19 protein-coding genes are annotated in these 18,445 nt (G+C 74.8%); 8 read left to right on the top strand and 11 right to left on the bottom strand.

What is annotated here, in order from left to right; translation table 11 throughout:
• Nucleotides 1-45 precede the first annotated feature (45 nt).
• Complete coding sequence (locus tag ACIRBX_RS27780; protein ID WP_402300616.1) at nt 46-1,128, bottom strand: hypothetical protein; 1,083 nt, start codon at nt 1,126-1,128, stop codon at nt 46-48.
• A gap of 280 nt (nt 1,129-1,408) precedes the next feature.
• On the opposite strand from ACIRBX_RS27780, the gene ACIRBX_RS27775 reads away from it, so the two are divergent.
• A complete protein-coding gene (locus ACIRBX_RS27775; protein ID WP_402300615.1) occupies nt 1,409-1,909 on the top strand; it encodes an SsgA family sporulation/cell division regulator in 501 nt (166 codons plus the stop codon).
• Here ACIRBX_RS27775 and ACIRBX_RS27770 read toward each other — a convergent pair.
• A complete protein-coding gene (locus ACIRBX_RS27770; RefSeq protein ID WP_402300613.1) occupies nt 1,828-3,264 on the bottom strand; it encodes a GAF domain-containing protein in 1,437 nt (478 codons plus the stop codon). The two genes, ACIRBX_RS27775 and ACIRBX_RS27770, sit on opposite strands and share 82 nt — an antisense overlap.
• Nucleotides 3,265-3,674: 410 nt before the next feature.
• Between ACIRBX_RS27770 and ACIRBX_RS27765 the strand changes: the two genes are divergently transcribed.
• Nucleotides 3,675-4,187, top strand: a complete 513-nt coding sequence (locus ACIRBX_RS27765) for a pyridoxamine 5'-phosphate oxidase family protein (protein WP_402300612.1) — start codon at nt 3,675-3,677, stop codon at nt 4,185-4,187.
• A 265-nt stretch (nt 4,188-4,452) separates the two neighbouring features.
• Here ACIRBX_RS27765 and ACIRBX_RS27760 read toward each other — a convergent pair whose 3' ends face one another.
• Both ACIRBX_RS27760 and ACIRBX_RS27755 read right to left on the bottom strand, forming a co-directional pair.
• Nucleotides 4,453-4,836, bottom strand: a complete 384-nt coding sequence (locus ACIRBX_RS27760; RefSeq protein WP_402300610.1) for a hypothetical protein — start codon at nt 4,834-4,836, stop codon at nt 4,453-4,455.
• Nucleotides 4,833-5,609 carry a cupin domain-containing protein gene (locus ACIRBX_RS27755; protein ID WP_402300608.1) on the bottom strand — a complete coding sequence of 259 codons (777 nt, stop codon included), beginning with the start codon at nt 5,607-5,609 and terminating at the stop codon, nt 4,833-4,835. The genes ACIRBX_RS27760 and ACIRBX_RS27755 overlap by 4 nt, the downstream gene beginning before the upstream one ends.
• 269 nt (nt 5,610-5,878) lie before the next feature.
• Between ACIRBX_RS27755 and ACIRBX_RS27750 the strand changes: the two genes are divergently transcribed.
• Nucleotides 5,879-7,237, top strand: coding sequence for a hypothetical protein (locus tag ACIRBX_RS27750; RefSeq protein WP_402300606.1), 1,359 nt, complete (start codon nt 5,879-5,881; stop codon nt 7,235-7,237).
• A gap of 76 nt (nt 7,238-7,313) precedes the next feature.
• Complete coding sequence (locus ACIRBX_RS27745) at nt 7,314-7,706, top strand: RidA family protein (protein WP_402300604.1); 393 nt, start codon at nt 7,314-7,316, stop codon at nt 7,704-7,706.
• Between the two features lie 3 nt (nt 7,707-7,709).
• On the opposite strand, the gene ACIRBX_RS27740 is transcribed toward ACIRBX_RS27745, so the two are convergent.
• From ACIRBX_RS27740 to ACIRBX_RS27730, 3 genes are all read right to left on the bottom strand, one after another.
• Nucleotides 7,710-8,333, bottom strand: coding sequence for an HAD-IA family hydrolase (locus tag ACIRBX_RS27740; protein ID WP_402300602.1), 624 nt, complete (start codon nt 8,331-8,333; stop codon nt 7,710-7,712).
• Nucleotides 8,330-8,737: a DUF3224 domain-containing protein gene (locus tag ACIRBX_RS27735; protein ID WP_402300601.1), complete on the bottom strand. Its 408-nt coding sequence runs from the start codon at nt 8,735-8,737 to the stop codon at nt 8,330-8,332. The genes ACIRBX_RS27740 and ACIRBX_RS27735 overlap by 4 nt, the downstream gene beginning before the upstream one ends.
• Nucleotides 8,738-8,817: 80 nt before the next feature.
• Entirely contained in the window at nt 8,818-9,483 is a 666-nt protein-coding gene (locus ACIRBX_RS27730; RefSeq protein WP_402300599.1) for a TetR/AcrR family transcriptional regulator, read from the bottom strand.
• 130 nt (nt 9,484-9,613) lie between these two features.
• On the opposite strand from ACIRBX_RS27730, the gene ACIRBX_RS27725 reads away from it, so the two are divergent.
• Nucleotides 9,614-10,645: a medium chain dehydrogenase/reductase family protein gene (locus tag ACIRBX_RS27725; protein WP_402300596.1), complete on the top strand. Its 1,032-nt coding sequence runs from the start codon at nt 9,614-9,616 to the stop codon at nt 10,643-10,645.
• A gap of 17 nt (nt 10,646-10,662) precedes the next feature.
• Here the strand turns inward: ACIRBX_RS27725 and ACIRBX_RS27720 are convergent, their stop codons facing one another.
• Nucleotides 10,663-11,250 carry an exonuclease domain-containing protein gene (locus tag ACIRBX_RS27720; protein ID WP_402300594.1) on the bottom strand — a complete coding sequence of 196 codons (588 nt, stop codon included), beginning with the start codon at nt 11,248-11,250 and terminating at the stop codon, nt 10,663-10,665.
• 122 nt (nt 11,251-11,372) lie between these two features.
• Here ACIRBX_RS27720 and ACIRBX_RS27715 point away from each other — a divergent pair, with 122 nt between their 5' ends.
• The 3 genes from ACIRBX_RS27715 (at nt 11,373) to ACIRBX_RS27705 (ending at nt 14,792) form a co-directional block, all read left to right on the top strand.
• Entirely contained in the window at nt 11,373-12,344 is a 972-nt protein-coding gene (locus ACIRBX_RS27715; RefSeq protein ID WP_402300591.1) for a phosphotransferase family protein, read from the top strand.
• Between the two features lie 127 nt (nt 12,345-12,471).
• Entirely contained in the window at nt 12,472-13,404 is a 933-nt protein-coding gene (locus tag ACIRBX_RS27710; protein ID WP_402300589.1) for a S1 family peptidase, read from the top strand.
• Nucleotides 13,405-13,463: 59 nt separating this feature from the next.
• The gene (locus tag ACIRBX_RS27705; RefSeq protein WP_402300587.1) at nt 13,464-14,792 is read left to right on the top strand and encodes a DUF4419 domain-containing protein; all 1,329 of its coding nucleotides are present in this window, start codon (nt 13,464-13,466) and stop codon (nt 14,790-14,792) included.
• Between the two features lie 30 nt (nt 14,793-14,822).
• Here the strand turns inward: ACIRBX_RS27705 and ACIRBX_RS27700 are convergent, their stop codons facing one another.
• The 3 genes from ACIRBX_RS27700 to ACIRBX_RS27690 all read right to left on the bottom strand — a co-directional run bounded on the left by ACIRBX_RS27700 (nt 14,823) and on the right by ACIRBX_RS27690 (nt 18,444).
• Nucleotides 14,823-16,370, bottom strand: a complete 1,548-nt coding sequence (locus ACIRBX_RS27700; protein ID WP_402300585.1) for a S8 family peptidase — start codon at nt 16,368-16,370, stop codon at nt 14,823-14,825.
• 190 nt (nt 16,371-16,560) lie between these two features.
• On the bottom strand, nt 16,561-17,892 hold the full coding sequence (locus ACIRBX_RS27695) for an FG-GAP-like repeat-containing protein (RefSeq protein ID WP_402300583.1): 1,332 nt from the start codon (nt 17,890-17,892) through the stop codon (nt 16,561-16,563).
• A 231-nt stretch (nt 17,893-18,123) separates the two neighbouring features.
• Nucleotides 18,124-18,444 (bottom strand): DMT family transporter, encoded by a 321-nt coding sequence (locus tag ACIRBX_RS27690; protein ID WP_402300581.1) that lies wholly within the window; start codon nt 18,442-18,444, stop codon nt 18,124-18,126.
• Between the last annotated feature and the right edge of the window lies 1 nt (nt 18,445).

Raw genomic sequence — 18,445 nt, 5'->3', positions numbered from 1 at the left:
TCATCCGCTCCGGGCCCCGGCCGTCGGTACGCCGACCGCGCTCCGTCAGCGGAAGGTGCCCCGGGCGGTGGTGGCCTCGGAGTGCCGGACGCTGAACGCGGAGGCGGACCAGGTCTCCTCGGCGGGGCGGCCGGCCGTCGGGCTCGCCGAGGGCGAGGGCTCCATCCCGTGCACGGCGAACAGGTAGCGGCCGGGGGCGACGTCCAGGCCGGGCGGCAGCGTGAAGCGGTAGATCACCGTGCCGCGCGCCTGGACCACCGTCACCACCGCTCCGGGCAGCGTGCTCCACGGCAGGGTGCCGGGCAGCGCCTCCGGCCGGGCCAGCTGGAACTCGACCTGGAGCGCGGTGAGCTCCTCACGGACCGTCAGCTCCAGGGTGTGCCGGGTGCCGGCCGACCCGAGCGGACCCCGCTCGGCCACCCCGGCCAGTGGCTCGGCCGCCGGCGGGCTGGTGCCGGGCGCCAACGGCGGAGGCCCGCTCGGCCCGGGCGTACCGGGCTTGGTCCCGCCGGGCGACGGCGACGGCGAGGCCGACGGTGCCGGGGTGAGCGACGGCGCCGGGGTGCCGGAGGCGGCCGGGGCCACGCCGACCGGGCTCGGGCCGGCCGTGCCGCCGAACGTGGCCGACGGCGCCGCGGCGGAGGGGACGTTCACGGGTGCCGGGCGGGTGGCCGGGGCGGACGGAGCGGTGGTGCGGGAGGCCGACGGGGTCGTCCGGGGCCGGGACTGGCCGAGGCCCACCGGGCGGGCCGTCAGCGGGTCGGCGGCGGGCGTGCCGAGCGCCCGGGGGCCGGGCACCACGGCGGACGGACCGGGCTGCGGCCGGTCGGTGCTCCCGGTGTCGGCCGGGACCTCGGCCTCCGGCTCGGTGTCGGGACTGGGCACCGGCGGGCTGGCACCGACGTTGGTCACGCCGGGCAGGCGGCCGACGCTCTGCTGCTCGCTGACCAGCCAGGTGGTGGCCACGCTGATGCCGACCACGGTGGACATCGCCATCGCCGCGCCGGAGAACCGGAAGCCCGGCAGCCGGAACCGCCCGCCGACCGGCTTCGGCCGACCGTGCCGGCCCTGCCGCGCCGGGCCGTCGTACCGGGTGGCGGTCGCCGCCCCGTCCTTCTCGCGGAGCACCGGCCCGCCCCCTTCCCGACCGTCCGAGTTCACCGTGTGACCGACCGTGCTGCCGCTGCGGTACGGCCGGACCGTGATCCGGGTGCGGGCAGAGTGTGCTGAGACTACCAGTGCGGACCTGACGGACCGCCAGACCCGTTCCGACAGTGGCGGATCGGGCCCGTGCCGCGCTGCTCCGTCGGCCGGGCGGCCACGTGGTTGCAACCTCTTTGCAACGGTTGCAAGGGCAGCGGCGCTGCCGCAGGCTGAGCGGAACCCCAGCCGCCTCGGAGAGATCGTCATGCCGCTCGACCCGCTGTCAGCCGCCTCGAACCCGCCGTTCGCCGCCACCCCCACGGGCGACGAGGCGGTCGGACCCGACGTCGTGCCGGGGCCGGTGGAGGAGGTCCTGACGCTGCGGATCGCGCTCGACGAGGACTCGGTGGGCGAGGTGCGCACCCGGTTCCGGTACGACCCGGAACGACCGTACGAGGTGCTGCTCACCTTCCACCTCGGCCGCTCCGACGAGGCGGACTGGGTGTTCTCCCGGGAGCTGCTTCGGGACGGCCTGAACGGGCTGAGCGGACAGGGCGACGTCAAGCTGTGGCCCGCGTACTGCCCCTGTCACGGCGCCACCCTGCACCTGGCCCTCGAATCGCCGCACGGGCAGGCGCTGTTGGAGGCGCCCAAGCCCCGGGTACAGGCCTGGCTGGAGCGGACCTACGCCTCGGTGTCCGCCGAGGCGGAGGCGCTCGCCGGGCCGACGGACAGCCAACTCGCCGCGCTGCTCGACGGGTTCTGAGCCAGCCCGGCCGACGAGCGCCCCTCGCCCGGCAGCCGGAGCGTGCCGCGCAGCAGTCCGGAGCGGAGCTCCCGCACGCCCGGTGCGGAGGAGGTCGGCAGCAGGTCGTACGGGTCGGACGGCCGGAGCACCGAGACCTCGGCCGACGGGGTCAGCCGGTACGGCCGGTGGTCCAGCAGGCCGCCCAGGTGGCGGCGGAGCCGGGAGACCTCGGCGCGCACCGTGACGGTCCGGGCCGGATCGCCGAACAGCGCCTCGGAGAGCCGGGCCGCGCTGAGCCCCTCCCGGTGCACGGCGAGCAGCAGCAGCAGTTCGGCATGGCGCGGGCTGAGCCCGTGCGACCAGCGGCCGACCGCGCCCGCCACGGTGAGCTCGGGCCGGGCCGCCCGGCGCAGGTCCAGGGTGATCAGCGAACCCTCCCCGGGACCGTCCGGCCCCGGGCTGCCGGACGGGCGGATCAGCCACCCGCCGGCCAGCGGCTCCACCGCGCACTCGCCCAGGGTGGGCAGCCAGACCCGGGGCGCCGACCCGAGCCCCTCGGCGGGCAGCCGCAGCCGGGGCACCGGGGGAAGGTCCACGGCGGCGGCCGTCCAGCCCTCGTTGTCCACCACCAGGGCCGGCTGGTCCACCCGGGCCAGCAGCGGGGCGGCCACGGTGCGCAGCCGGTGCAGCGCCTCCAGCTGACGGGCCCTCAACTCGGCCTCGGCCAGCCGGGCCCCGGTGGCGGCCAGCTGGAGCAGGTACGGGGCCATCGACCGGGCCGGCCCACTGAGGTTGACGGCGCCCAGCAGCCGGCCGGTGCGCGGGTCGTGCACCGGGGCCGCCACGCAGGTCCAGCCGTGGTGGCTGCGCAGGTAGTGCTCGGCGGAGTGCACCTGGACCGGGCGGCGGACCCGCAGGGCCAGGCCGATCCCGTTGGTGCCCACCTCGTCCTCGACCCAGCGGGCGCCGGTCTCGAAGCCGATCGAGTCAGCGGTGCGCAGCAGCGGGCGCTCGCCCTCGTGCCAGAGCACGTGGCCGTCGCCGTCGGCGATGGCCAGGATCAGCGGGGTGGTGCTGGTGGGCAGCAGCAGGGTGGCCCGGAGCACCGGGAGGATCTCCGACAGGTGGGTCTCCCGGCGGCGGTGCTCCAGCTCGGCGGGCCCGATCCGGCGGGCCTCGCGGCCCCGGTCGGGGTCCAGGCCGAGGCGGCGCAGCCGGTCCCAGGAGTCGCCGATCTCCGGTCTGGGGACGGTCTCCGGCACCTCGTGCACGGAGGCGGGGGCGGAGGCCATGACCCGGTCGTACTGCCGGGACAGGTCCAGCAGTTCGGGGGCTCGCCGGGGCTGCGGGACCGCTCGACGACTCTCCTGCAACCGGTGCCTCCCCCGTCGGGTCCACAGCGCGTACCGGAGACAGGTTAAGGCCGGGAGCCGGGACGCCGGAGGGGTTGGTCAATTCTTCGGCCCTTGTCGAGCGGTGGTGCCGGTGTCGCGTCCGGCGTCCGGCCCGGTGTCCGGCCCGGCATCGGGATCGGCATCGGGATCGGCACCGAGAGGTGCCGGGAGAGGCGCCGGGCCCGGTGTCCGCAGGGGAACCGGGAGACCGGGCGGAGAGGTGCGCGGGCCCGGGTCCGGCGCGGGGTGCGGGGGCGCACGCCCCCGTCCCCGGAGCGCCCTCCCGGGCCCCTTGTGTGCCTGCGGCCCGGGGGAGAGCATGTGACCCGGTCCCGGCGAACGCCCGGAGCCGGTTCGGTCCACGTGCAGCGCGGCGGAGGGGGAGACCCGTGACGTACCGGTTGGAGATGACCCAGGGGGACTGGCCGGCGGCGGAGTTCGCCAAGGGGGTCGAGGGGCTGCTGGCGGAGAGCATGGTGCTCACCCTGGCCACCGCCGGGCCCGAGCGCGGCCCGCACGCCAACCTCGCGTTCTTCGCCTACGACGAGGACCTGGTGCTCTACTTCGTCAGCGAGCGCTCCACCCGGCACAGCCTCCACCTGACCGAGGAGGCCCGGGCCGCCGCCACCGTCTTCCTGCCGCCGCCGGTCTTCGGCGAGCAACTGCGCGGCATCCAGTTCACCGGCCGGGCCGGCGAGGCGTGGGGCCGCCAGGCCGAGGCCGCCCTCGCCGCCTACCAGGGCCGCTACCCGTCCTTCGCCCAGGATCCGGAGCTCCGGGGACAGTACCTGAGCGGGGGCGGGGCGGCGGCCCTCTACCGGTTCCAGGTCGAGGAGTTGACGGCGGTCGACGAGCCGCGCTTCGGCCGCCGCAACTACCTCTCGGCCCGGGTCCTGCGGTGACCTGACGCCAGGTCAGGCAGGCGGCGGGGCCGGCGTACCGGTGCGCGAGGGTGGGCCGGGGGCAGGCCTGCGGAAGGGCAGTGACCCGGGGGCGCGAGGCACTGCGCGGAGCGGGAGGTGCCCGGCCGTCGACCGCTCCGACGTGGGTCGGTTGCACGTGCCGCGATCCCACGGGCGGAAGGGGCCGGCCGCGCAGTTCCTCGCGCCCCTGTGCCACTGCCTCGTTGCTGCCCTGGCCTGCCCTGTCTGCTCTGCCCTGCCCGGCTCAGCCGCCGGCGGGGTAGCGGATCGGCATCGCCCCGGTGAGGCTCGGCGGGACCACCGCGATGAGCAGGACGGAGAGGCCGTCGGGCCCGGCGTGCAGGGTGGCGCCGGCGTCGAGGGGGCAGACCGCCAGGGTGTGGCGGCGCAGCGGGAGGGTGGAGCCGTCGGGGCTGACGAGCCGTCCGCCGCCGCCGACCACGAACCAGATCTCCTCGGTGCCCTCCCGGCCCCGGGTGTCGATCCGGCTGCCGGGGGCCAGGTCGAGGTGGTCGACCGCTTCCGTCTCGCTGTGGAAGAAGCCGCGCCGGGCCAGCGAGCGCCCGGTGCTCCGGACGGTGTCGCCCCGCAGGGTCCGGGGTGCGTTCCCCGGTCGCGAGATGATCATGCCGCACCCCCGGTGCCGTCCCGGGCGTCGGGCACCGCGAGGCTGGCCGTGAAGAAGCGCAGCAGATGCCCGTCGGCCCGCAGCGTCACGGCGCTGCCCAGCGGCAACGTCACGGCGGTGCCGGGAGCCAGCTCCACTTCCGTGGTGCCGGCCAGGGCCCGGCCGGTGCCGGCCAGCACGTACAGGGTGTGCTCCCGGTCGTCGGAGCGGAACTCCTCCGAGCAGCCCGGCCCCAGGGTGACCAGCCGGGCCTCCCGGAGCGGGCCGCTGAGCAGCGTGGTGAGATCGGCGGAGCCGTCCGCCGCGAGGTCGATGATGCCGGCGGTGCGCATGAGCTGCCTTCCGAGGTGGACCGGATCGCCGGTGAGCGTGGCGGCGACCGGTGGGCTGATGACTTCGATGACGATCCAGTCCAGGTCGGTGGAGCCCGGGTTGTTCAGCCGGTGCCGGGTGCCGACCGGATTGGTGATCAGGGTGCCGGGGCCGACGGTGTGCAGCACGCCGTCCAGCAGCAGCTCGCCCTCGCCGGAGACCACGAAGTAGAGCTCCTCGGTCCGGCTGTGGTGGTGCACGCCGCACTCGGTGGCGGGTGGCAGGGTGGAGATCTCGATCGCCTCCCAGGTGCCGGACAGGCCGCGTCGGCGGGCCAGGCACTTCCAGCGCGCCACGTTCCTGCCGCCGTGCATCGCGTACACGTCGGCGGCTCCGCCGGGTGCGGCGACGATCAGCTCGTCGGAGTACCCGGTGGTCGGGGTGGTCCGGTTCGCCAGCATGCCTGTCCTCCTTCGGACCTCGGGGCGTTCGGTTCGGCGGGCGTTCGGTGCGGCGCCGGTCTCCATGCTGGGCGGCCCGTGGTCCCGGTCGCCTGGGGCCGGTGTCATCAGCCGGTCCCGTTCCCGGCCCGGGTCCGTCCCGCACTCCTGACAAGCACCTGCCGCTGTGCCACCATGGGCGCCGCGCGGACGACCTGACGGAGCGTCAGAGGATCAGCGCGGCACGGCGGCGGACTGACCGACCCGACGGACTGACGGAGTGCCCCACGATGACCTCCTGGACCCTGAGCCCGGACCGGGCGGACTCCTGGGCGGTGCTGGTGGCGGTCGGCCGCTACGACGACCTGCCGGACCTGCCGGAGGCGGTGGCCTCGATGGAGCTGACCGCCGATCACCTGGCCGGGCCGGACGGCTGCTTCGCCCCGGAGCGGGTGGTGCGGCTGGTCGATCCGCGAAGTGCGGACGAGGTGCTGGAGCGGATCGCCGAGGTGGCCGGCCGGGCCCGGTCCGCCCTGCTGCTGCACTACACCGGGCACGGGGTGACCGACGCGAACGGCCGCCTGCAGCTGGCGCTGCCCGGCACCCGGGACGATCCCGAGCGGCTGGCGGGCACCGCGCTCCCCGCCGGTGCGGCGCTGGCCGCCCTCGGCCGGACCGCCGCGCACCGGGTCGCGGTGCTGGACTGCCGCTCCGCCGGGCTCGCCCTGGACGAGCCGGCCGCCGCCGACCTGCACCTGCTGACCGCCGTGGACCGGGACGGCGAGCCGCTGCTCGGCGAGCAGCCGGGGCTGACCCGGTTCGCCGAGGAACTGCTGCGGCTGCTGCGCGAGGGCGTGCCGGACGGGCCCGCCGTCCTGCCGCTGGACCTGATCCACCACCACCTGACCATCGCCCTGGCCCGCCCGCCCCGCCGGGCCCGTCCCCCCGTCCCCGTCCCGGCTGGGGGCGCGGTGCCCGTGGAGTCCTCGACAGCGGCCCCGCTCCCGAGCGGGACCCGTGCCGCCGGCCAGAGCCGGAGTCCGGCCCTGGGCCCGGCCCACGCCCCGGTCGCGGCTCCGGACCGAGCCGCCGTGCCTGCGCCGGAAGCGGCCCTGAGGCCGCTCCCCGATCTGGACCTCGTCTCGGGCCCAGGCCTCGCCTCGGACTCGGGCCTCGACCTGGATCTTGCCTCGGACCCGGGCCTCGCCTTGGATCTCGCCTCGGACCCGGGCCTCGACCCGGATCTCGGGCCGATGCCGGTGCAGCGCGCCGTGGACGGCAGCGGTCACCTCGCGCTGGCCCGCAATCCGGCCCACGGCACCGGTCTCACGGTGGCCGGTCTGCGGGCCCGGGCCGACTTCGCCGCACGCCAGCTCGCCGTCCGGCACCGCCACCAGCCGTGGCACCAGCCGCAGGCCACCGCCCGGCTGGCCGCCGTGGCGGCCGACGCCGCCACCGTGCTCGGCCCGGCCGATCTGCTCACCCTCCACCTGCGCAACACCCACGCCCAGGCGGTCGGTAGCACCGAGGGCCGGGAGGCCGCCCTCGCCCTGCTCCGTCCGCTGGCCGCGCTGGCCGCCGCCATCCTGCCGGCCTGCTCCCCGGTGCTCGCGTCGGTGAAGGACTCCCTGGCCCGGTGGCAGGGCTGACGGGGGGTCAGGGCAGGATGGGTGGCGGGTACCGCCAGCCCCGTTAGCCCCGCCCCGTGCGTCCGAGAGGAACCCCGTGACCTTCCGCACCACCGCCCCGGCCGGTGTCTTCCCCAGCCCTCGCTACAGCCACGTGGTCAGCGCCACCGGTCGCCAGGTGTACGTGGCCGGCCAGGTCCCGTTGGACGAGCAGGGCCGGCTGGTGGGCGAGGGCGACGCGCTGGCCCAGGCCCGGCAGGTCTTCGCCAACATCGGCCGCTGCCTGGCCGCCGCCGGGGCGGGCTTCGCCGATCTGGTGAAGCTCACCGTCTTCGTCACCGACATCGCCCACCTGGCTGCCGTCCGCACGGCCTGGGACGAGCACCTGGACCCCGAGCACGCCCCGGCCTCCTCCGCCGTCCAGGTGGCCGCGCTGATCCGCCCCGAACTCCTGCTGGAGATCGAGGCGTTCGCCGTGGTCCCGGAGTAGCCGTCAGAGGCCGAGCCGCCGCCGCACCTCGGCCAGCGAGCCGCAGAGCACATCCGCCTGCCCGAGCTCCTCGGCCCGGTGCGTGCTGGTCAGCCCGATGACCCGGCAGCCGGCCGCCTTCCCGGCGGCCACCCCGGCCGGGGCGTCCTCGACCACCACGCAGTCGCCCGGGGCGAGGCCCAGCCGGGCGGCGGCCAGCAGGTACCCCTCGGGGTCGGGCTTGGCGCGTTCGACGTCGCTGCCGTAGACCTGGACGGTGGGCAGCGGCAGCCCGGCGGCGGCGAAACGGGGCCGGACCGCGACCGCGTCGCCGGAGGTGACGACCGCCCAGCTCCCGGCCGACAGTGCGGCCAGCAGCGGGGCGGCACCCGCCACGGCCGGGACGGCGTGGCCCTCCTCGGCCAACAGCCGGTCCAGCACCAGCCGTTCGGCCGCCGGGTCGAGGTGCCCGGCCGCGTCCCGGACGGTGTCCTCCGGCCGGCGGCCGAAGGTCAGCGCCCAGACCCGGGCCGGGTCCAGCCCGCGCAGCCCCGACCAGGCGTCCCAGACCCGGCGGTGCGCCTCGGTGGAGTCCAGCAGCACGCCGTCCACGTCGAACAGCACCGCCCGGTGGGGCGTCGTGCTCATCCGAGCTCGTACTCGAAGACGACGCGGTGGGTGCCGTCCTGATCGACGGTCAGCGAGCCGGCGCCGGTGATGCCGGCCAGCGCGCCGGTGCCGCTGCCGGGGACGATCACGAAGAACGGGGAGAGGCGGTCGCTGCCGGTGGTGGTGGCGGAGTGGACGAAGTTGAAGGTGCCCGCGCGGTCGTGCAGCGTGCCCTCGAACGACTCCAGCGCCACGTAGGTCCCGGTGCCCGTGCCGTGGTCGAAGGCGGAGGTGAAGAGCGTCGCGGACCGTCCGGCGGCCTCGCCCTCGAAGAGCTTCTCCATGGTGGCGACCCCGGCCGGTGCTCCCGTGGTGACCTCGAAGGCCGGGGTGATCTCGGCGGGGGTGAAGGACTTCACGGTGAACGTCGCGTCAGCTCTCATGGAGCGGATGCTAGCCAGCCCCACCGACAGGACCCTCGGACCCCGGGGCCGTCGCCGACGTGTCGAGGCGACCGGGGCGCTCACCGGTCTCCGAGGCTCTCCGCTTCGGCGGTGTAGAGCAGGGCGGGGTCGAAGCCCATGCCGGTGAAGTGGCCGGCGAGTTCGAGGGAGAGCACGCCGTGCAGGCGGGTCCAGAAGCCGAGGGCGCGGCGGAGTGCCGACGGCGCGGCCGGGTGCTCCCCGGCCCAGGCCCGGTGCTCGGTCAGGTGGTCGGTCAGGTGCTCGGTCAGGGGTGGGTCGAGCGGTGAGGGCGGCGTGCCGGGCGCCTGTCCGGCGGCGCAGGCGTCGAGCAGGACCGCCATGATCTCGGAGGCGATCCTGGTGGTCTCCTCGGGGGCGTGGTAGCCGGGCACGGGGGTGCCGTAGACCAGGAAGTACCGCTGGGGGTCGGCCAGGGCCCAGCCGCGCAGGGTCCGGGCGAGGCCCGCGAGGTCGGCGCCGGCCCCGGCGGCCTCCCGGAAGGCGTCGGCCAGGCTGCGGTAGGCGTCCTTGACCAGCTCGCCGATCAGTTCGTCCCGGTTGGCGAAGTACCGGTAGAGGGCCGGTCCGCTCATGCCCATCTGCTTGGCGATGGCGTTGAGGGACAGCGCGGGTGCCCCGGCGGCGCCGATCTGCGTCCAGGCGTGCCGCTTGATCTCCTCCTGCACCTGGGCGCGGTACCGCTCCCGCGGGGTTCTGGTCTCCACTGCGCTGCTCCCACCGGTTGCGGATCATCAGGTTGGTTAGAGGTTATCACCATCGCTCTTGACTCTCACTCGGCCGGTGCGTTACAACTTCTAACGAACACGACAGCATCTACGAAAGGCCGTGGGGATCATGGGAAGCGCGCAGCTCGTCGAGGTCGTCCTGCCGGGCGTGGTGGCACCGGAGGGTCTGGAGATCCGCCGGGGGGAGGTCCCGGCGGCCGGCCCGGGGCAGATCGTGATCGCCATGGAGGCGACCGGCGTGTCGTTCGCCGAGCAGCAGATGCGCCGGGGGCGGTACTACGACCAGCCGCCGTTCCCGTTCGTGCCCGGATACGACCTGGTCGGGCGGGTCCTGACGACCGGTCAGGGCGTGGATCCGGCCCTGGCCGGCCGGCGGGTGGCCGCGCTGGTGAAGGTGGGCGGGTGGGCCAGCCACGTGGTGGTCGACGCCAGGGACGCGGTGCAGGTCCCGGACGGGCTCACGGCGGCGGAGGCGGAGACCGCGGTGGTCAACGGGATCACCGCCTGGCAGATGCTGCACCGCAAGGCCCGGGTGCGCGCCGGGCAGACCGTCCTGGTGCACGGTGCGAGCGGCGGCGTGGGCTCCGTCCTGGTCCAGCTGGCCCGGGCGGCGGGTGTGCGGGTGATCGGCACCGCCTCCGCCCGGCACCACGACGCGCTGCGGGAGTTGGGCGTCGTCCCGGTCGACTACCGCGCCGGTGACGTGCCCGCCCGGGTCCGGGAGCTGGCGCCGGGCGGCGTGGACGCCGTCTTCGACCACCTCGGCGGTCGGAGCGTCACCGACTCCTGGCGCCTGCTCGCTCCCGGCGGGACCCTGGTCGCCTACGGAAGCGCCTCCACCCGTGACGACTCCGGCTCCAAGCAGTGGCCCGTCCTGAAGATCCTCGCCCGGGTCTGGCTGTGGAACGGCCTGCCCAACCGGCGCCGCGCCCACTTCTACAACATCTGGGCCGGCCGGGCCCTGGCCACCGACCGCTTCCGCGCCCGGCTGCGGGCCGACCTCACCGAGGTCTTCGCCGCCGTCCGCCGTGGCGACGTCACCGCCCGGATCGCCGCGACCCTGCCGCTCGACCGGGCCGCCGAGGCGTTGCGCCTGGCCGAGTCCGGCACCGTCACCGGCAAGATCGTCCTCACTCCCTGAGGCACCCGCCCGCCCGGCTACTCCGACCCGCCCGGCCACTCCGACCCGTCGGGCCAGCCGCCGCGTGCGGCCACGTCCAGCACCAGGGCCCCGATGTTCCAGGCGTCGTCCTCTCCCCGGTGGTGCCGGCCCTCCAGTGGGAGCCCGGCTAGCTCCAGGGCCTGCGCCATCCCGGGCCGCTTGCGCAGCCCGTACGCCTCGGTGAAGGCCGCCTTGGCGTTCACGTGCCGCTGCCCGAACGGGTACCGCACCCCGGCGGCCCGGCACTGGCGGGTGAACTGGTGCCGGTCGTAGTCGCCCCAACTCGCCCACACCCGCCGCCCGCTGAGGTGCTCGGCGGCCAACAGGCGGCAGGCTTCGGCGAATCCGACTCCGCGGTCCACCTCCGCCTGGGTCAGGCCGGTCAGTTCGGTGCAGAAGGCGCTCACCGTGGAGCGGGCCGGCCGGACCAGGACGCGGTGCCGCTCGGTCCGCCGCCCGGCGGCCAGGTCCACCACCGTCAGCCCGATCTCGATGATCTCGCTCACCGCGCCGGGCGGCGGCTGCCCGTCCCAGCAGGTCGCCTCGACGTCCACCACGTTCAACCACTGCGCGGGATCGCTCATCCGGCGAGCCTAGGTGTCCGGTCCAGGGCGGAAAACTCCTTTTCGACCGCCTGCGGTCGCCTAGGATCGCACCCTTGCACGAACTACGCGCGGGAGGGCGGTCGGTCGTGGTGCGCAGGGTCGTGACGGTGGATCAGTTAGCCGGGGTGGCGGCGGCGGTGTTCGGCCCGCACGGCCGGCTGATCGGTGTCTCGCGGTTGCGCGGCGGTAGCAAGAAGGGTGTCTACCGCCTGCACCGCGAGGACGGCGGCACCGCGATCGCGTACCTCTGGGATGACGCGGAGAGCTACTGGCCCGCCGCAGCCGTCGAGGAGGACCACGCGGACCCGTTCTCGCACGCCTCCGGGATCGACCTCTTCCTGGCCGCCCACCACCGGCTGACCGCCCTCGACGTCCGGGTGCCGCGCCTGCTGCTGGCCGACCGCTCCCGGACCCTGCACCCGGCGGAGCTGGTGGTGGTCGAGGACGTCCCCGGCGAGCACCTCGGCGCGCTGCTCGACCGGGACCCGGCGGCGGCCCGGCCGGTGCTGGCCCGGCTCGCCGGGACGCTAGCCCTGATGCGCCGTCAGAGCGCGCCCGCCTTCGGCAAGGTGGCCCTGGTCGACGGCGGCGGCAGCTCGCGCGGCACCTCCTGCGAGCGGACGGTGCTCGACCGCGCCCTCGCGGACCTGGCCGAGGCCGCCACCCGCGACGAGCGGATGGCCGCCGTCCGCGACCGGGTGGCGGCCCGGCTGCACGACCTGGCCGGCCGGGTCCGCCCGCGCGCCGAGCACGTGCTGGTGCACGGCGAACTCGGCCCGGACCACGTGCTGGTGGACGGCCGGGGCGAGCCGGTCCTGATCGACATCGAGGGCCTGATGTACTTCGACGCCGAGTGGGAGCACGTCTTCCTCCGCCTGCGCTTCGACGAGCACTACCACCACCTCCGGGTGGACGGCCTCGACCAACGGCGCCTGGCCCTCTACGCCTTGGCGATGAGCCTGTCCCTGGTGGCCGGCCCGCTCCGCCTGCTGGACGGCGACTTCCCGGACCGCGCCTTCATGCTCGGCATCGTCGAGCACAACCTGTCCGAGGTGCTGGCCGCGCTGGGGTGAGGGGGACAACCCCACCGTGGGCGGGGTGGCAGGCCGGTGGCCCGGTCCACCGGCCTGCACCGTGGTCCGGTGGCTCCTGGACGGCAAGGCTGGGCACGAACCGATTCCCGGACAGAAGGAACGTTCCGTGCCGAACCCGCAGCCCGTCCGTCGTACCGTCCGCACCGCCACCGTCGGCGTCCTGACCGCCCTCGCCTGCGCCACCGCCGCCGTCGGCAGTGCCTGGGCCATCGTCAACGGCGCCGAATCCGACGCCGGTCACTCCTTCATGGCGACCATCCCGGAGTCCGCCCCGGCGCACGGTCTGCTGGACGGCAACTGCGGGGCGTCGCTGATCGACCGTCAGTGGGTGCTGACGGCGGCCCACTGCCTGGCGGTCGAGGGAGTCGTCCCGGACGGCACCGTCCGGATCGGCAGCGAGCGCCGGAAGGACGGCGGCACGGTCCGGACGATCGACCGCAGCTTCGTCCACCCCGGCTACCGCAACGGCGAGAACCGGGCCGCCAACCAGGACGACCTGGCGCTGATCCGGTTGGACCGGCCGGTCGCCGAACGGCCCGTCAGGATCGCTGACCGGCCGGGCCCGGCCGGCACCCCGACCCTGCTGCTGGGCTTCGGCACCACCGTGTTCGGTGAGTGGCGCTTCCCCGAGCGGCTCCAGGAGTTGGAGACCCGGATCGGCACGGAGGCCGAGTGCGCCCCGGGGTACGCGGGGCCGACCAGGCTCTGCACCGTCTCCGTCAAGCCCGCGGCGATGGCCTGCGCGGGCGACTCCGGTGGCCCGCAGCTCCAGCGGGGCCGCGAGGGGGAGTGGGAGCTGGTCGGCGTCACCTCCGGCCCCGGTGCCCCCGGCGTCCCCTGCGAGGACGGTCCCGGTCTCTACACCAGTGCCCCCGCGTACGCGTCCTGGATCCGCGCCACCTTGGCGGAGCACCCCGCGCCCGCCGCCCCGGCCGAGGGCCGCGCCGCCACCCTCGCGGCCGGCGCCGCCGTCCTGCTGGCCGCCGCCGGCGGTACCGCCCTGGTGCTCCGCCGCCGGAAATCCGGTGCCCCGGCCTGAGGCGGGTCCGTAGGATCACGGCGCATCCGCCTCCACCCGCAGCACGAGGGACGCCCCGCATGCCCATCGAGTTCGACCTGCCCGTCGGCGACGACCCGGAGGCCGCCGCACTGGCGGCGACGCTCACCGAGATCGGGAACGAGCGGTTCCTCCGGGCCGTGGCGGGGGCGCCGGTGGAGTTCCACCACCGCAGCACCGAGGGGCAGGTGGAGTTCTCCGGCCGGGTGCGCGACGAGTACCGGCAGCGGACCTCCAGCCTGCTCTTGCGGGCCGCACACCTCTGCTTCACGGCGCACCTGCCGCTGAGCCTGTCCCCGGACGTGCTCTGGTACGCGCTGGTGCACGAGGTGGCCACCCACGTGCGGCTGCACGCGGACCGGTACCCGGCGGTGTTCGGGCCGGCCCCGGCTGCGCCCGGGGAGCGGTCGCTGATCGAGGTCCGGGACGACTTCGCGCCGGAGGACTGGGAGCGGTCGATCGGGCTGGTGGAGGCGCCGCTGCGGGAGGTGCTCGGGGCGGAGGTGGTGGAGCTGTTCCGCCCGGAGTTCTCCACCACCACCCGGGCGGACGCGGCGGCGGTGCTGGTGGCGCTGATGGACGTGGTGAGCCCGTTCCACCGGTTCCGCTGGATCACGCTCTGCGGCATCCCGCGCATCCGGCTGACGGGCACCGCCGCCGACTGGCGCCTGCTGGCCGACCGGGCCGGGGAGTTGGGCGAGCGCTTCGACGGGCTCCGGGAGTGGACGGCGGCGCTCGGCCCGGTACTGGAGGAGATCGCGGGCACGGCGGCGGGGCAGCCGGTGGACCGGGAGTTCTGGTCCTCCTTCTACAAGTGGCACGCCGGCTCCGGCGGAGACCGGGTGACGGGGTGGGTGAACGCCTTCTTCGCCCACCGCTACACCGACGAAGGGCCCTCTCCCAAGCAGGAGTTCGGCCCCGGCGGCACGCTCGACGAGCTGTTCCCCGCGCACGTCTCCCGGGTGCCGTTCGAGTGGCAGACCCCCGCCGGGACCTTCCCGATGGTCTTCCTCGGCGGCGTGCTGGGCATCGAGCGGGACGGCGAGTGGATCGTGCCCCGGCTCGGCCAGGCGGTGGCCCGGGTGCTGCCCGACGACGAGCCGGGGAACGAACTCCTGCCGGAGGGCTGGACGCTGACGGACCTGCGGCGGCTCTCCGGGGACGACCGGCCGTCGCTGTTCGAGCCGACCGGGACGGTCGACCTGGCGGGCGCTCCGGTCCGGGCCCGGTTGGTGGTCGACGTCGACGAGGTCTACCTGGTGCAGACCGAGGACGGGCTCTGGTACAAGGGCGGGCCGGGCGCGCGGGAGGGTGACGTCGAGTGCTGGTCGCCCGGGTTCGAGGACCCCGGGGCCGCGTTCAGGTACTGAGCCGCGACCCCGGGGCCGGGCGACGGTGCGTCAGAACCGCAGCGCCCAGCCGTTGAACTGGCCTTCGAGGTACTCCCACTGGTCGGTGACCCGCAGGGTCCAGACGCCGTTGGCGGTCTCCGCGGAGGCGTCGGCGCCGAGCACGGCCTTGAAGGTGTTGCCCTGGACGCCGAAGTCTCCGTCGTAGAGGCGGTAGGGGGTGCCGTCGGGGGCGATCAGGTCGATCAGCAGGTCGCTCATGAACTGGTGGGTGAGGTCGACCTCCACGTCCAGCTGGGCCGGGGCCTTCCCGGGCACGCCGGTGACGGTGACGGTGGAGTTCAGCACGCCGGGGTCCGGGATCGGCCGGGCGGTGGTGTTCGCGAAGCGCGGGTGCGGGCCGGTCGGTCGGGGCGGGCCGAGGTAGAGCAGGCGGTCGGGCGAGCCCTCCAGGTCGCTCAGCGACTCGGTGGTCGCGGTGGAGGTCAGTGCGGTGGCCACCTGGGCCGGGGTCGCCGTGCGGTGGTCGGCCAGGTAGAGCGCCGCGGCGCCGGCCGCGTGCGGGGCGGCCATCGAGGTGCCGGAGAGCGTCATCTCGGCCTCGTCCCAGCCGTTGGAGGCGGAGACGATGTCGCTGCCCGGCGCGAAGACGTCCACCAGCGGCCCGTAGTTGGAGTACCAGGCCTTGCTGTCGTCCGGCTCGCTGGCCCCGACGGTGATCCCGGTGGCCACCCGGGCCGGGGAGTGGGTGTCGGCGTCGGAGCCCTGGTTCCCCGCCGCGAGGGTGTAGGTCAGGCCGGAGGCGATGGAGGCCCGGACGGCGGCGTCCAGGGTCTCGTCGGCGTCCCCGCCGAGGCTCATGTTCACCACGGCGGGCTTGACCGCGTTCCTGGTCACCCAGTCCACGCCCGCGATCACCTGCTCGTAGGTCCCGGAGCCGTCGTCGTCCAGCACCCGGACCGACACCACGGACGCCTGCTTGGCCACCCCGTAGGTGGTGCCGACGGCCGTGGCCGCGACGTGCGTGCCGTGGCCGTTGCCGTCGTCGGCGCTGGTGTCCCCGTCGATCACGTCGTAGCCGTACCGGGCCCGGCCGCCGAAGTCCTGGTGCTCGATCATCACGCCGCTGTCGATCACGTAGACCGTCACCCCGCGCCCGCCGGAGTCCGGGGAGACGTAGCGGCCGTCGAGCGGCCGGCGGTGCCGGTCGATCCGGTCCAGGCCCCAGGACGGCGGGTCGGTCTGGGTGGCGTCCGGCCTGACCCGCCGGTCCTGCGCCACGCTCGCCACCACCGGGTCGGCCGCCAGGCGGCGGGCCTGACGGTCGGTGAGCCGGGCGGAGAAGCCGTGCAGCGCGGAGTCGAAGCCGCGGCGCAGCTGACCGCCGTAGCGGTTGGTCAGCGAGGCCCCCGAAGTCGCCTTGAACGCGCTGTCCTTGAGCACCACCAGGTAGCTGCCCGGTACCGCGTCCGCCGCCCCCGCGTGCCGGACGACGCCCTCCCGCTCGGCCGCCAGGGCGGGCGAACCCCCGGCTGCCACCGCCCCCGCCAGCAGCAGCGCGGCCACCGCGCACCGGCCCGTCCTGATCCGTCCGTTCATCCGAACCCCCTCGTCCGGCGCCGGGGACCGATGCCCCCGGCATCCCGAACCAGAGCGTGATGGACAGTCAGATGACTTGCAAGAGAGGGGAGTTGAAATACCCCCACGAGGGTAGGTGTCGATTGTGGTGCTGCCCGGGATCGCGCGACCGGGGAGTCGGGCGCGGCAGGACGGCGGGCGGAGCGGACGGTCAGACGAGGTTGCGGTAGCCGTTCCAGCCGGGGCCGTAGGTGCCGATGTGCTGCATGCCGCCGCCGGCGTTCTGCCAGCGCACGAGTTCGCCGTTGGTGGTGTTCACGGCGACCAGGTCGCCGTAGCCGTCACCGTTGAAGTCACCACCCGTCAGGTCGCGGTAGCCGCCCCAGCCGGGGCCGTAGGTGCCGATGTGCTGCATGCCGCCGCCGGCGTTCTGCCAGCGCACGAGTTCGCCGTTGGTGGTGTTCACGGCGACCAGGTCGCCGTAGCCGTCACCGTTGAAGTCACCACCCGTCAGGCTGCCGTAGCCGCCCCAGCCAGGCCCGAAGTCACCGTCGAAGTTCATCCAGGAGCCGGTGTTCACCCAGCGCACCAGTCGGCCGTCCGAGCTGATGGCGACCAGGTCGCTGCGGCCGTCGCGGTTGTAGTCGACGGCCGTCAGGTCGCGGTAGCCGCCCCAGCCGGGGCCGTAGGTGCCGATGTGCTGCATGCCGCCGCCGGCGTTCTGCCAGCGCACCAGTTCGCCGTTGGTGGTGTTCACGGCGACCAGGTCGCTGTAGCCGTCGCCGTTGAAGTCACCACCCGTCAGGTCGCGGTAGCCGCCCCAGCCGGGGCCGTAGGTGCCGATGTGCTGCATGCCGCCGCCGGCGTTCTGCCAGCGCACCAGTTCGCCGTTGGTGGTGTTCACGGCCACCAGGTCGCCGTAGCCGTCACCGTTGAAGTCGTTCGTAGGGGCCCGCCGGGTGCCCGGGGTGTCGGGGTACCAGTGCGCGGGGCGGGGGTTGGCGGTGAACCAGCTGGTCTGGCGGTTGGCGGCGGCCCAGGAGAAGGCGAAGTGCACGTGGTTGCGGTGGCAGCCGCCGGCGCTCCCGTCGCAGGTGTAGGTCTTCCAACTCTTGTCGGAGTCGTAGAGGTTGATGACCCGTTCGTTCCAGATGACGTAGGCGATGCCCAGGCGGCGGGCCATCGCGTGGGCGTTGCCGTCGGCGTCGGTGGCGAGCATCCAGTCCAGCACCTTCTGCACCCGGGCGGCCTCGGCCGGGACGGAGGCGTTGTTCATCCAGTCGAGCGCCCGGCCCTCCATGTGCTCGTAGCCGCTGCACGCGACGATCCCGCCGTTGGAGCCGCCCATCCGGGATATCAGCACGTCCTTGAACTCGACCACGCCGGGCTTGGCGTAGGCGGAGTCGGTGCAGTTCCGGGCCGCGACGTACGGCTGGTAGCCGTCGATGGCCGGCTCCGCCCCGGCCGGCGCCAGGGCCAGCGTCGAGGTGGTGGCCAATGCCACTGCCAGGGTGGCGAATCGGGCGATGATTCTGTTGCGCATCGGAGTCTCCTGAGGCTCGTTGAGGTGCCTGGTGGGGAACGACACCCACTCTGGCTCCGCCCGGTGCCCGGGACTACCTGCGTCCTCCCAGGTTGTCACGCGACCCGAAGCCCGACTAAGGATGCGGCTGCCGGCCCTGTCGTCCGCCCCGAAGCCCGGGCACCGGGACTACGCGCGAAGGGCGCCGGAGCGGTCCGACCGCTCCGGCGCCCTTCCCCGCAGGAGGGTCCGTCAGTGACTGCCCCGCAGGTTGAGTGCGACCACGCCGACGATGATCAGGGCCAGGCCGAGCCACTGGGCCTTGCCCAGGTGCTCGCCGAAGGCGACCACGCCGATGCCCGCCACGGCGGCGGTGCCGGCGCCGGACCAGACGGCGTAGGCGACCGAGACCGGGATGTGCTTGAGTGCCTTGCCGAGCAGGGCGAAGGAGAGCACGTAGCCGATCCCCACGCCCAGGCTGGGCCACAACCGGCTGAAGCCCTCGGTGAGTTTGAGGCAGCTGGTGGCCGCGACCTCGCTGACGATGGCCAGGGCCAGCAGGAGGTACGGCATC

The sequence above is a fragment of the Kitasatospora sp. NPDC096147 genome (assembly GCF_044763225.1).
In the GTDB taxonomy this organism is placed as follows: domain Bacteria; phylum Actinomycetota; class Actinomycetes; order Streptomycetales; family Streptomycetaceae; genus Kitasatospora.
This window is presented reverse-complemented; position numbering and strand designations above follow the sequence as displayed.